This is a genomic window from Lysinibacillus sp. UBA5994, from assembly GCF_002429725.1.
Classification (GTDB): domain Bacteria; phylum Bacillota; class Bacilli; order Bacillales_A; family Planococcaceae; genus Lysinibacillus; species Lysinibacillus capsici.
In genome coordinates, this window is the sequence record NZ_DJAU01000056.1 from 194247 (window position 1) to 208331 (window position 14085).

At 40.3% G+C, this 14085-nt stretch carries 10 protein-coding genes; all 10 read left to right on the forward strand.

The genetic code is table 11. The features are described from left to right. The first annotated feature begins 715 nt into the window (after window positions 1-715). Entirely contained in the window at window positions 716-1891 is a 1176-nt protein-coding gene (locus B3D98_RS17240) for an amino acid deaminase/aldolase (protein WP_288584641.1), read from the forward strand. Then, complete coding sequence (locus tag B3D98_RS17245; RefSeq protein WP_288584644.1) at window positions 1879-3201, forward strand: D-arabinono-1,4-lactone oxidase; 1323 nt, start codon at window positions 1879-1881, stop codon at window positions 3199-3201. The genes B3D98_RS17240 and B3D98_RS17245 overlap by 13 nt, the downstream gene beginning before the upstream one ends. A 370-nt stretch (window positions 3202-3571) precedes the next feature. Then, window positions 3572-5242, forward strand: coding sequence for a dihydroxy-acid dehydratase (gene ilvD / locus B3D98_RS17250; RefSeq protein WP_004231412.1), 1671 nt, complete (start codon window positions 3572-3574; stop codon window positions 5240-5242). A 487-nt stretch (window positions 5243-5729) separates the two neighbouring features. Next, the gene (gene ilvB / locus B3D98_RS17255) at window positions 5730-7496 is read left to right on the forward strand and encodes a biosynthetic-type acetolactate synthase large subunit (RefSeq protein ID WP_054550476.1); all 1767 of its coding nucleotides are present in this window, start codon (window positions 5730-5732) and stop codon (window positions 7494-7496) included. After that, a complete protein-coding gene (ilvN, locus tag B3D98_RS17260) occupies window positions 7493-8008 on the forward strand; it encodes an acetolactate synthase small subunit (RefSeq protein WP_016991907.1) in 516 nt (171 codons plus the stop codon). Before ilvB ends, ilvN begins: the two co-directional genes overlap by 4 nt. A gap of 86 nt (window positions 8009-8094) precedes the next feature. Next, the gene (gene ilvC, locus B3D98_RS17265) at window positions 8095-9129 is read left to right on the forward strand and encodes a ketol-acid reductoisomerase (RefSeq protein WP_016991908.1); all 1035 of its coding nucleotides are present in this window, start codon (window positions 8095-8097) and stop codon (window positions 9127-9129) included. Then, window positions 9116-10651, forward strand: coding sequence for a 2-isopropylmalate synthase (locus B3D98_RS17270; RefSeq protein WP_288584654.1), 1536 nt, complete (start codon window positions 9116-9118; stop codon window positions 10649-10651). The genes ilvC and B3D98_RS17270 overlap by 14 nt, the downstream gene beginning before the upstream one ends. 184 nt (window positions 10652-10835) lie before the next feature. Further along, window positions 10836-11936: a 3-isopropylmalate dehydrogenase gene (gene leuB / locus B3D98_RS17275; protein WP_004231422.1), complete on the forward strand. Its 1101-nt coding sequence runs from the start codon at window positions 10836-10838 to the stop codon at window positions 11934-11936. Between the two features lie 17 nt (window positions 11937-11953). Further along, window positions 11954-13363 carry a 3-isopropylmalate dehydratase large subunit gene (leuC, locus tag B3D98_RS17280; protein ID WP_048392387.1) on the forward strand — a complete coding sequence of 470 codons (1410 nt, stop codon included), beginning with the start codon at window positions 11954-11956 and terminating at the stop codon, window positions 13361-13363. 33 nt (window positions 13364-13396) lie between these two features. After that, window positions 13397-13987, forward strand: a complete 591-nt coding sequence (gene leuD / locus B3D98_RS17285; RefSeq protein ID WP_048392388.1) for a 3-isopropylmalate dehydratase small subunit — start codon at window positions 13397-13399, stop codon at window positions 13985-13987. Window positions 13988-14085: the final 98 nt, after the last annotated feature.

A 14085-nucleotide genomic window follows, 5' to 3' on the forward strand; every position in this document is an offset into this window, starting at 1 on the left:
ATGGAGTAGATTAAACACTGTGATTTTGTTTAGTAATTATTACATGTTGTAAATAAGGCTGTAGACAAGTGAATGCAGCTCCTTTGCTGTGCTCACTTTATAGCTAATCCAACTGCATAAACTACCGTGAAAATGTCCACATTAACTACAATTACTTCTATAGTATGTTCATGTATTCAATTCGTACCAGAAATGCATGCAACGCCCAATCGCCAGTAACAATAAAAAACAGCCATTTAACTAAATTATTTACTACAATAACCTTTTCATTCGTGAAAAAATACATTATTTTTTATTGAAACAGAATGTCAATTCTATGTGCGATTCCTTATTTCTTTGGGAGAGTTTTTTGTGTAGAAAAAGAAAAATGGGTAAATTTCCACTTTTTAATAGTTTGAAAATTCTGTATAAAGGGATTATAATGTAGAAAAGGAGCGTGGTCATATGAATATGGCTGTTATGAAACGTTTAAATCGTCAAGGCTTTTTAATTGCTGGTTTGCATTTATTAGTAATGCTAAATCTTGCAGCTGATTTCTTATACGCATCGTAACCAATTTAATAGAAAGGTGAATGAAATGTTTATCTCATATTAAAACAACCGTGTAGTCTTATTGTAAAACAGGCTCACGGTTGTTTTATTTTGCTTAATTAACTGAAAAAAGGAATTATTCTGCTAAATGTCAAATACATAGTTTATACAAGGGAGTGATGAAATGACGTCAAGATTGGATCAAGCATTTTGTGATTTGGAAAGACCATTTGCATGGGTAGATTTAGATGCACTAGATAAAAATATACAAATGGTTCAAGATGCTTGTGGGGGAAAACAAATTCGTATTGCAACAAAATCGATTCGTTCTATTGAGGTCCTTCGTTATATACAGAAAAAACTTGTGAATGTTGTGGGGTTTATGACATTTACTGCAGCAGAGACCCTTTTTTTATTAGAGCAGCAGTTTGATGACTTATTGCTTGGCTATCCAGTAATGGAGGAAGCAACGATTCGTCGATTGTTGCATTTTGTAAAGAAAGGAAAAATCGTCACCTTTATGGTAGACAGACCAGAACATATCCAACTATTGGAGAAATTAGGACAAGAGATTGGCGTACGTGTACAGGTTTGCATTGATCTTAATGTTTCTAATGATTTTAAAGTATTGTATTTTGGAACAAAACGTTCGTCATTGTCTTCTCTTGAAACGTTGACACCTTTTTTACAAACCATTCAAAACACTCCTGTAATTGAAGTGGTAGGAGCGATGGGCTATGAGGCTCAAATAGCAGGGGTTGGCAATCGTCCTGCAAATGCTTTAAAAGGTAGAGTCATAGAAGCCATGCAAGTACAAGCCAAAAAGCAAGTAACGCAGTTTCGTCGATTAGCGATCGCCCATATCAAGGCTTATATTCCAAATCTACGCTTTGTTAATGGTGGAGGATCAGGAAGTATGACGTACACCAATCAACAGAAGGAAGTAACGGAAATTACAGTTGGCTCGGCTTTTTATGCACCAGCATTGTTCGATCAATTTACACATTTACAGCTAGAAAAGGCTGCTGGATTTGCCTTACGTGTAACAAGAATGCCTGAAAAAAATATCGTTGTTTGTCATGGGGGAGGCTATACGGCTTCTGGAGCCATTGGGATGGATCGTTTGCCTGTATTCTATGACCCTACCACTTTTGCATATTTTAGCCTAGAAGGCGCAGGGGAAGTGCAAACACCTATTAAGGTCAAAGGGAAGAGTATCAATATTGGCGATACCATTTATTTTCGACATGCGAAGGCTGGAGAGCTTTGTGAGCGTTTTCAGGTCCTGCATGCTATTCGCGGGGACAAGTATGCAGGACATTACACAACATATAGGGGGGATGGACAATGTTTTCTATAGAAAAATGGCGAAATGGTGAAAAGTGGACAAACTGGGCTGGGAATGTTATTTCCTATCCGAGTGAAATGTATTTACCACACTCTATTGATGAAGTTTCAGCAATTGTGAAGCATGCGTGTCAATCAGGAAAGACAATCCGTGTCACAGGCGCTGCTCATTCTTTTAGCGCTGTGGCTATGCCTGAGCATATAGCAATTTCCTTACATAATCTGCGTGGATTAATCGCTGTGAATGAGGAAAGGCAGGAGGCAACATTATGGGCGGGGACCTACCTATATGAAATTGGACCAATGCTAGCGAAACACGGTTTTGCGTTAATCAATATGGGCGATATACAGGAGCAAACCATTGCAGGGGCAGTGTCAACTGGCACACATGGCACAGGGGTTACACTTGGTTCTCTATCGTCAGCTGTCCAGGCATGGGGATTTGTAGACGGTACTGGTACTTATCAGGAACATAGGAGAGGTATGGATGATTTATCTGAAGCGCTGCATGTATCTCTTGGGATGCTAGGTGTTCTGGTCAAAGTAACGATTAAGGTCATACCACTATATGGTTTGCATTATGTGGGGGCAAGAGAAACATTGACAAATGGTCTCTCGTTATTTGCGCAGGATATTCGTCAACATCGTCATGTGGAGTGGTTTTATTTCCCTGGTAGTGAAACAATTCAAGTAAAACGGATGAATGCGGTCGCGCCTGTTTTTCAAAGTGAATGGAATAAAAAAATAGAAACGTTAAAGCTACAAATAGTAGAAAACGGGGCTTTCTTTGCGATGTCAGAGCTTTGTAAGTGGAAACCAGGTTTAAGTGGTGCCATGAGCAAGATAGCGGCTGCCAATGTGGTAGAAAGTGAAAAAGTAGGGATAAGCTATGAAATTTATCCCTCACCTCGTAGCGTGAAGTTTCAAGAGAGTGAATATGCCATCCCTTTATCACAGTTTGAAGCTTGTTTGGAGGAAATCCATGCAACCTTTAAAAAAGGGACTTTTAATGTTCATTTTCCTTTAGAATGTCGAACAACTGCAGGCGAAGCAGGTTTTTTAAGTCCAACACAAGGGCGTGAGTCGGCTTTTATAGCCTTTCATATGTATAAGGGAATGGCAGAAGAGCCTTACTTTAAATGGGTGCATACATTGATGCAAAAATATGAAGGTCGTCCTCACTGGGGAAAACAACATCATTTAACAGCGCAAACGGTCTATGCGTTGTATCCAGAGATTGAAAAGTTTTTAAGCATTCGACACCAATATGATCCTGAGCAAATATTTTTTACAGGATACTTAAAAAAGTTGTTTCTATTGTAAGCGTTATCTCTAGGATTGGATAACTTAGCTTATTCAAATATATGGAAATTTTTTATTTATCCATTTTTGTTTATTATTAAAAAATTAAAATTTGAACGAAATGTCAAAATTTTTATCAAAGCGAGATAAAACTGATGCTTAATCAGCATGTAAACGATTTCAATTTCGACAGATTTTTTGAATTGTTTAAACAATTCAAAAAATAGTGTTGACGAGACCTTTTTTTCGTACTATGATAACAACAATTTAACACGTTCGTTACAGCAGTAGTCGTCTAAGAGGCTATTACTCTATAAACAAAAATTAAAAAGACAGAACATTTTGTCTATAGCAACGAACATAGTATGGATAGCAATGAGGGGCGTTTAAAATGAGAAGTGACATGATTAAAGTAGGCGTAGATCGAGCGCCACATCGAAGTCTTTTATATGCAACAGGCAAAGTAAAAGCAAAAGATCTAGGCAAACCATTTATTGGGGTTTGTAACTCTTATATCGACATAATACCAGGTCACGTTCATTTACGTACGTTCGCTGATGTAGTGAAAGAAGCTATTATTGAAGCGGGTGGTATTCCATTCGAATTTAATACAATTGGTGTCGATGATGGTATTGCAATGGGGCATATTGGTATGCGTTATTCCTTACCAAGTCGTGAAATTATAGCAGACTCTGCTGAAACAGTTATTAATGCACATTGGTTTGATGGCGTATTTTATATTCCAAACTGTGACAAAATTACACCAGGAATGCTTATGGCAGCAGTTCGTACGAATGTACCATCTATCTTTGTTTCAGGTGGTCCAATGGAGGCAGGAACTTCTGCAGCAGGGAAACAGCTTTCCTTAACATCTGTGTTTGAAGGTGTAGGAGCACACAAATCAGGAAAAATGTCTGCGGAAGAGCTGTTGGATATTGAGAATAATGCTTGTCCGACGTGTGGCTCATGCTCAGGCATGTTTACAGCAAATTCCATGAACTGCTTAATGGAAATGCTTGGTGTTGCTTTACCTGGAAATGGTACAATCGTTGCCACTTCTGAAGAGCGTCACAAGCTGATTAAAGAAGCAGCTAAGCAATTAATTCGCATGGTCAAGGAAGACGTTAAACCTCGCGATATTATTACAAAAGAGGCAATTGATGATGCTTTTGCTCTTGATATGGCAATGGGGGGCTCCACAAATACAGTTCTTCATACATTAGCAATTGCCAATGAAGCCGAAATAGATTACAACATTGAAGATATTAATAAAGTAGCGGAAAGAGTGCCTTATTTAGCAAAAATCATGCCTGCTTCAGATATTTCAATGGATGATATTAATAAAGCGGGTGGAGTAAGTGCCATTATTAATGAATTAACATCTATTCCAGGTGCTATTCATCCAGACCGTCCAACCGTAGCAGGCGTTACAATGGGTGAGCTTGTCAAAGATTATCACATCACGAATGATCAAGTCATTCGAACAAAAGACAACCCATATAGTGCTGTAGGTGGATTATCAGTTTTATTCGGTAACATCGCACCAGATGGCTCTGTTATTAAAGTAGGGGCCGTTGATCCTTCTATCAAAGTATTCAAGGGCGAGGCAATTGTCTTTGATTCACAAGAAGCAGCACAAGAAAACATTGATAATGGAACGGTGAAAGAGGGCCATGTAGTCGTCATTCGCTATGAAGGACCTAAGGGTGGTCCAGGGATGCCAGAAATGCTTGCACCAACATCTGCCATTCAAGGTCGAGGCCTTGGTACAAAGGTTGCATTAATTACAGATGGTCGTTTCTCAGGTGCATCTCGTGGTATTTCAATTGGCCATATTTCACCCGAAGCTGCTGAAGGCGGTCCAATCGCTTTAGTAGAAAACGGAGATATTATCGAAATTGATCTACCAAATCGTACGATTAATTTACAAGTTTCAGATGAAGTTTTAGCTGAACGTCGTGCAAAATTACCAGTCTTTGAGCCAAAAATCAAACGTGGTTGGTTAGCAAGATATTCAAAATTAGTGACGAGCGCTTCCACTGGAGGCGTAATGAAAATTTAACAACTAGATAAATAAAAACGTTGATGAGGTTAAAGGTTCTAGAGCCTTGTATCTACCAGAGAGCCGGTCGTGCTGGAAGCCGGCGATACAACTAGATCCGACATCCCCTCGGAGTGAGCTATTAAACGTGTTTACACCATTAGATAGCTTCGGGCATAGTCGAAAGTGCTCGTTATTAATGAATAAATGTTTTATGACACCCTATTGGATGCGGTATATTCCGCATGGGTGCACATAAATGCTGTCATTTATTCGCGAGGTAGCAATTATTTGCTATAAAAAAGGGTGGTACCATGGAAAGTCTTTTTCATCCCTACGTAAGGTAGTTCTTTGCGTGTGGAGAAAAAGGCTTTTTATTATTTTCACGATGCAATTGAACAGCCTCTCAACGAAAAGGACGAGAGGAATAGTCAATCCAGCTATTGACACTTCACTAATCTACAACACTGATGTGTGAGTTTGAAAGAAATGAAGGAGGCATAATTTGATGAGTGCGAATGTTTCAATCAATGAACAAGAACAATTAGCTACAACAGCAACAGCTGAACAAACCTATCAAGCGAAGGACGGTGCAGATGTATTAGTGCAGGCATTGCACGATCAAGGGGTTGAAATTGTCTTTGGCTATCCAGGAGGAGCCGTATTACAAATTTATGATGCGATGTATAAAAACCCAATTCGCCATATTTTAACAAGACATGAACAGGGTGCTATTCATGCGGCGGAAGGCTATGCTCGTGTTTCAGGTAAAACGGGCGTTGTTATTGCCACAAGTGGACCTGGTGCAACAAACCTTGTAACAGGTATTGCGGATGCCATGATCGACTCTATTCCATTGGTTGTTTTTACAGGACAGGTTGCGACATCTGTGATCGGAACAGATGCTTTCCAAGAAGCCGATATTATGGGGATTACAACACCGATTACAAAGCACAACTATCAGGTGCAGGATGTCAATGATATTCCCCGCATTGTGAAGGAAGCTTTCCATATCGCTAGCACAGGTCGTAAGGGACCAGTTGTCGTGGATTTCCCAAAAAACGTTTCCCAAATGTTGTTTGATGTAGAGAATCCACCGCAAGCACCTGATGAAATTTATTTACCAGGCTATCAGCCAACATATAAACCAAATTATTTACAAGTCCAAAAGGCGATTCAAGCCATTTCATTGGCAAAAAACCCAATCATCTTAGCGGGTGCAGGTGTTCTTTTTGCGGATGCACGTGAGGAATTAACGACTTTCGCAGAAAAATATCGTATTCCAGTAACGAACACATTGCTAGGATTGGGCTCCATCCATGGTGAACATGACTTATTCCTTGGGATGGCTGGGATGCATGGTACAGCTACAGCAAATACAGCGATCACAAAATCGGATTTATTACTCAATATTGGGGCAAGATTTGATGATCGTCTAACAGGTAATCTAGCTACATTTGCACCAAATGCAACGATTATCCATATCGATATTGATCCTGCTGAAATTGGCAAAAATGTACCGACAGATATTCCAATTGTTGCTGATGCCAAGGAGGCTTTAAAAGCACTATTGAAAAAGGATTTCCAAGGTCCTGATACAGCCGATTGGTTAGCTTATTTAAGGAATCATGCGATGGAATATCCATTATGGTATTGCAAGGATACAAATACGCAAGAAATCCTACCACAAGAGGCATTGCAATTAGTGCACAAGGTAACTGAAGGTAATGCCATTGTGACGACAGATGTTGGGCAGCATCAAATGTGGGCAGCGCAATATTATCATTTAAATAATGATCATTCATGGGTAACGTCTGGTGGACTTGGTACGATGGGCTTCGGCTTCCCGGCCGCAATTGGCGCCCAATTTGCGAAGCCAGACAAAAAAGTTATTTCGATTGTAGGAGATGCAGGATTCCAAATGACGGCACAGGAGCTATCCATCCTACAGGAATTTAACTTACCAGTAAAAATAGTGATTTTGAATAATAGCTGTCTTGGCATGGTACGTCAATGGCAACAAACATTCTATGAAGAGCGCTATTCATCATCACTTATGCCGATCCAACCAGATTTTGTTAAGTTAGCTGATGCTTATAACATTAAAGGTTATCGTATTAACACAATCGATGAAGCAGAGTCTATTTTCCGTGAGGCACTGCTATCTGATGAGCCAGTATTAATTGACTGTCGAGTGAAACAGCTTGAATGTGTTTACCCAATGGTAGCACCTGGCACAGGCTTACATGAAATGATTGGGGTGAAAAAAAATTGAAGCGAGTAATTACCGTAACTGTGATTAACCAAAGTGGTGTATTAAACCGTTTGACAGGTTTATTGATGAAGCGTCAGTTCAATATTGAATCGATTACAGTAGGTCATACGGAGCAACCGAATTTTTCAAAGATGACCTTCGTTGTCAACATAGAGGACGAACGCAAAATTGAGCAACTAGTGAAACAGCTATCCAAGCAAATTGATGTGTTAAAGGTCAATGACATTACCGATAAATCGATTGTTCTGCGAGAGCTAGCACTAGTAAAGGTGATTTCCCCACCAAATTTACGTTTGGAAATGAATTCAATTGTTGAACCGTTCCGCGCCCAAATTATTGATACAGCCAAAAATGTTGTGACGTATCAAGTAGTAGGGCATCCAGAGAAGATTGATGCCTTTATCGAACTCATTCGACCATATGGCATTAAAGAACTTACACGTACAGGGGCAACTGCCTCCGTTCGTGAAACACAAAAAGTATCAAACCCGCAGCTCTCTATTTTAAAATAGTTTGCATATAAAAATGAATAGCTTTATAGACAGAGCAAGTATCTAAAGCTATAAAAAACAAAACATATTCTAGGAGGAAATTAACAATGGCTACAATGTACTATGAGCAAAATATCAACGAGGACGTATTAAAAGGAAAGAAAATCGCAATTATCGGTTACGGTTCACAAGGTCATGCACATGCTTTAAACCTTAAAGAATCAGGTTTTGACGTGGTAGTAGGGGTTCGTCCAGGTGGATCCTTCGATGCGGCAAAAGCAGATGGTATTGACGTGAAAACAGTGGCTGAAGCAGCACAAGAAGCAGATGTTATCCAAATTCTACTACCAGATGAGCGCCAAAAAGCAGTTTATGAAGCGGAAATTGCGCCACATTTACAAGCTGGTAAAGCATTGATGTTTGCACACGGCTTCAATATCCATTTCGGTCAAATTACACCACCAGCAGACGTTGACGTATTTTTAGTAGCACCAAAAGGACCAGGACATCTAGTTCGTCGTCAATTCCAAGAAGGTGCTGGGGTACCAGGACTATTCGCTATTCACCAAGATGCTACAGGCCAAGCAAAAGATTTAGCACTTGCGTATGGTAAAGGAATCGGTGCTGCACGTGGTGGGCTTCTTGAAACAACATTCAAAGAAGAAACAGAGACAGATTTATTCGGTGAACAAGCGGTACTTTGTGGTGGTGCAACACAACTAGTAAGAGCAGGATTCGAAACATTAGTAGAAGCTGGTTATCAACCAGAATTAGCCTACTTTGAAACACTACATGAGCTTAAATTAATTGTTGACCTAATGTTTGAGGGCGGTATGGCAACAATGCGCTACTCAGTTTCAGATACAGCAGAGTGGGGAGATTATGTTGCAGGACCACGCATTATCGATGAGTCTGTAAAAGCTCGTATGAAAGACGTATTAACAGATATCCAAGATGGTACATTTGCTCGTCGTTGGATTCAAGAAAATGAAAATGGTCGTCCAGAATATACAAAATTCAAAGAAGCTGGTGCGAACCATCAAATCGAAGAAGTAGGCGCAAAACTACGTGCTATGATGCCATTCATCAACGAAGGTAAAGAAAAAGTTGTGAGAGAAGTGGCGACAAGTGCGAAAAATTGATATTTTCGATACTACGCTTCGCGATGGTGAACAATCTGCTGGGATCAACTTAAACACAGCCGAGAAGATTGAAATTGCCAAACAATTAGAGCGCCTTGGTGTGACAATTATAGAAGCAGGATTTCCTGCTTCGTCACCCGGTGACTTTGATGCAGTCCATCGCATTGCAGGTACAGTAAAAAATTCCATTGTGACGGGGCTAGCTCGCTGTATCCAAAAGGATATTGATGCTACATGGGAAGCGATAAAAGTAGCACAACAGCCACATATTCACATTTTTCTAGCCACATCACCTATTCATATGGAATACAAATTAAAAAAATCCCCTGAGCAAGTGGTGGAGCAAGCGGTAGAGGCTGTTAAATACGCTAAAAAGTACTTCCCACTTGTACAATGGTCTGCCGAGGATGCATTCCGCTCTGATCGTGAATTTTTAGTGCGAATTATGAACGAAGTGGTTGCTGCTGGTGCAACAACGATTAATGTTCCAGACACTGTAGGGTATGCATCCCCGCAAGAATATGGTGCATTATTTAAGTTCCTACTGGAAAATGTCAAAGGTGCTGATAAAGTGAAATTCTCTGCCCATTGTCATGATGATTTAGGGATGGCAACAGCTAACACGATTGCCGCAATAGAAAATGGTGCTGCACAAGTCGAAGGAACAATCAATGGTATCGGCGAACGCGCAGGTAATGTGGCACTCGAGGAAGTTGCTGTAGCACTTCATATTCGCAAGGATATTTATCAGGTGCAAACGGGCATTCAGTTGCAAGAAATTAAACGTACGTCTCAATTAGTCAGTAAATTGACAAATGTTGTGATTCAGCCAAATAAAGCGATTGTAGGAAGAAATGCTTTTGCACACGAATCGGGCATCCATCAAGACGGTGTCTTAAAAAATCCAGAAACCTATGAAATTATTTCACCTGCTTTAATCGGCGAAGGTGAGATTCCATTAGTTCTCGGGAAACATTCTGGTCGTGCAGCCTTCCGTGATCGTGCGGAAACAATGGGCTTCCATCTTTCTGATGAAAAGTTGAACAAAGCATTTGTGGAATTTAAAAAATTGGCTGATCGTAAAAAAGAAATTACAGAGGAAGATTTACTTACTTTACTTACTGAGCAACAAGTTCAAGTAGAAGATGTACCACTCTTTGAGTTGAAAATGGTGCAGGTGCAATATGGTACTGAAAATATTCCTACAGCTACAGCCATTGTGCTTACACCTGAGGGACTAGAAAAAACCGTTGTAGCTACTGGCTCTGGTTCAGTAGAAGCGATTTTTAATACACTGGAGCAACTTGTACCTGGAGCTGTACATGTCATTGATTACCGTGTGACATCGGTTGGCAAAGGACGAGATGCACTGGGTGAAGCGGTTATTAATATTCGCTATGATGAGGTTTCGACTACAGGCCGTAATTCCTCTCAAGATGTTTTAGAAGCATCGGCAAAAGCTTATTTAAATGCTATTAACCGTCATTTAATTCAAGCAAGCCTTCGCGCACATCCTGTATAGGTTTCTGAGGTAGTGAATTGTATGAAGTACCATTCACAAGTCGGATGCAATGATGTCATGGCGTATTGTATCAATTAACCAAAAATTACGCTTAGACGTAATGACTACGCTCACCTCGATAAAAGGTAGGTGAGCGTCTTTACTAAATTAGCGAATACGCTATACAAAGAAAGGTGTTTTGACGATGGAGAGAAAAATTACAGTACTTCCCGGTGATGGAATTGGGCCAGAGGTTGTTGCTTCTGCTGTACGTGTATTACAGGTGATTGGTAAACGATTTAATCATACATTTCATTTAGGATATGCAACAATTGGTGGTGCTGCGATCGACCAGCACAATAATCCATTACCTGATGAAACAATCGAGATGTGTGAAAATAGTGATGCGATTTTATTAGGAGCTGTAGGTGGTCCAAAGTGGGATCAAAACCCTCCTGAATTGCGCCCAGAGAAAGGGTTACTGCGAATTCGGAAACACTTCGATTTATTTGCCAATCTACGTCCAGTAAAGGCGTTCCCGAGTTTACTAGATGCTTCACCATTAAAGCGTGAAGTGGCTGAGAACGTTGATTTAATGATTGTACGTGAACTAACAGGCGGCGTATACTTCGGGGAACCACGTATGCGTACTGAAAATGGCGCAATTGATACAACGGTTTACTCTAAAGCAGAGGTAGAGCGTATCGTTGAGAATGCCTTTGAACTAGCACGTTTACGTGGTGGCAAATTATGCTCTGTTGACAAGGCGAATGTGCTTGAAACAAGTCGCTTATGGCGTGAAGTTGTAGAAGCAAAGAAAAAAGAGTATCCAGATGTAATCGTAGAACATAACCTAGTAGACTCTGTCGCAATGAAACTTATTACAAATCCTGGACACTATGATGTAGTCGTTACTGAAAATATGTTTGGTGATATTTTAAGTGATGAAGCATCTGTTATTACTGGTTCTCTAGGTGTTTTACCATCCGCATCCATTCGTGGTGATAATTTTGGCTTATATGAACCAGTACATGGCTCTGCCCCAGAAATTGCAGGGCAAGGTGTAGCAAATCCTGCTGCAACCATTTTATCCGTAGCGATGATGCTGCAATATTCATTTGGCTTAAAAGAAGAAGCAGCAGAAATTGAACGCGCGGTAAGTGCAGTATTTGATGATGGCTACTTTACAGCAGATCTTGCTCGTGACGGCAGTCGTATTTTATCAACTAATGAATGGACAGATAAGGTAATTAACGAAATTGATACTAGCTTTGTATCACAAAGTATTATGACAACATATATTTAAAGAAATAGGTGAAGACAATGGGTAAAAATATAATTGAAAAGATTTGGGATAAACATGTTGTTTATCAGGAAGAGGGCAAACCGGACCTGTTATATATTGATCTTCATTTAATTCATGAAGTAACATCTCCGCAAGCTTTTGAAGGGTTACGCATGAACGGACGTAAAGTGCGTCGTCCTGATTTAAGCTTTGCGACAATGGATCATAACGTACCAACAAAAAATTTACCAACTATCCATGATCCCATTGCGCGCAATCAAATCGAAACATTAGCTAAAAATGCTGAGGAATTTGGCGTTGAGTTAGCAGGCATGGGTCACCCTGACCAAGGGATTGTCCATGTGATTGGGCCAGAGCTTGGATTAACACAGCCTGGTAAAACCATTGTTTGTGGTGATTCTCATACATCGACTCACGGTGCCTTTGGAGCCATTGCATTTGGTATTGGAACATCAGAGGTGGAGCATGTATTATCGACGCAAACATTATGGCAAAATAAGCCGAAAACGATGGAGATTCGTGTTGAAGGGGAGCTACCAGTTGGAGTAGCGGCAAAGGATATTATTCTAGCCATCATTGCCAAGTTCGGAATAGGTGTTGGTACAGGACATATTGTGGAATTCACTGGAGAGGCTATCCACAAACTATCTATGGAAGAACGCATGACGATTTGTAATATGTCAATTGAGGCAGGCGCAAAAGCAGGGCTTATCTCACCTGACCAAACAACAGTCGATTATATTCGTGGACGCAAATATGCACCGCAGGGAGAAAAATTGGAAGAAGCAGCCGCTTACTGGTTAAGTCTTGCTTCAGACGAAGATGCAACGTACGATACGGTTCGTATTATAAAAGCTGAAGAAATTGAACCAATCATTACGTGGGGAACAAACCCATCGATGGGTACTGGTGTTTCTGGGCATGTTCCAACACAAGCAGATTATGAGGATGAATCAGACAAGGCGGCACTTCAAAAAGCACTTGCCTATATGGGCTTAGAGGAAGGCCAGCCATTAACATCCATTGACATCCAGCATGTCTTCATTGGCTCCTGTACAAACTCACGCATTAGTGATTTGCGTGCAGCTGCTGATGTCATCAAAGGGCGTAAGGTGCATGACAAGGTCACAGCCATCGTTGTCCCAGGCTCACATACAACGAAAAAACAAGCAGAGGCAGAAGGTTTAGATAAAATATTTATGGATGCAGGCTTTGAATGGCGAGAATCTGGTTGCTCGATGTGTCTTGCGATGAATGATGACGTCGTACCAGCTGGAGAACGCTGTGCCTCTACCTCAAACCGCAACTTTGAAGGACGTCAGGGCGCTGGAGCTCGTACACATTTAGTGTCACCACCAATGGCAGCAGCCGCTGCGATTGCAGGTCACTTCGTCGATGTACGTGAATTTGTGAAGGAAACAGTGTAAGTCTTGCTTTACTCGGGAAGGGATGATTGAAAAATGGAACCAATTAATATCGTAAATAGTGTCATCACACCACTTGATCGAAAAAATGTTGATACCGATCAAATTATTTCAAAAGAATTTCTAAAACGTATTGAGCGCACAGGTTTTGGACAGTTTTTATTTTACCATTGGCGTTTCGATGCACAAGGGAATGAAATAGCTGACTTTGTATTAAATAAACCTGAATTTAAAGAATCTAAAATTCTAGTGGCGCAAGATAATTTCGGCTGTGGCTCCTCTCGTGAACATGCACCATGGGCAATTTTAGATTACGGTTTTAACGTTGTGATTGCACCTTCTTTTGCAGATATTTTCCATAATAACTGCTTCAAAAACGGTATCTTACCGATTAAGCTAACAGAATCAGAATGTGATGCTATTTTAGCAAAAGGCTTAGCAAAACCCTATAGTATGGAAGTAAATCTTGCAGAGCAAACCGTAACAGGGGAAGATGGTACAGTCTATCATTTTACAATTGACCCATACTATAAAGAAACGTTACTGAATGGCTGGGATGAAATCGCCTTAACCTTTAAATATGAGGACCACATTGCCGCATATGAGGCGAAGCGAGTAGCCTATTAATTGATATGACTGAAGACAAATTTGATGTTGTCTTCAGTTTTTTTGTGTTTGTAGTGCATTTCCTATATGAAATTATTTATAATTAAGGAAACATCAAA

Bases quoted from the DNA above. Each gene is read 5' to 3' on its own strand.
- B3D98_RS17240 (WP_288584641.1), top strand. From the start codon at position 716: ATGACGTCAAGATTGGATCAAGCATTTTGTGATTTGGAAAGACCATTT.
- B3D98_RS17245 (WP_288584644.1), top strand. From the start codon at position 1,879: ATGTTTTCTATAGAAAAATGGCGAAATGGTGAAAAGTGGACAAACTGG.
- ilvD (WP_004231412.1), top strand. From the start codon at position 3,572: ATGAGAAGTGACATGATTAAAGTAGGCGTAGATCGAGCGCCACATCGA.
- ilvB (WP_054550476.1), top strand. From the start codon at position 5,730: ATGAGTGCGAATGTTTCAATCAATGAACAAGAACAATTAGCTACAACA.
- ilvC (WP_016991908.1), top strand. From the start codon at position 8,095: ATGGCTACAATGTACTATGAGCAAAATATCAACGAGGACGTATTAAAA.
- leuB (WP_004231422.1), top strand. From the start codon at position 10,836: ATGGAGAGAAAAATTACAGTACTTCCCGGTGATGGAATTGGGCCAGAG.
- leuC (WP_048392387.1), top strand. From the start codon at position 11,954: ATGGGTAAAAATATAATTGAAAAGATTTGGGATAAACATGTTGTTTAT.
- leuD (WP_048392388.1), top strand. From the start codon at position 13,397: ATGGAACCAATTAATATCGTAAATAGTGTCATCACACCACTTGATCGA.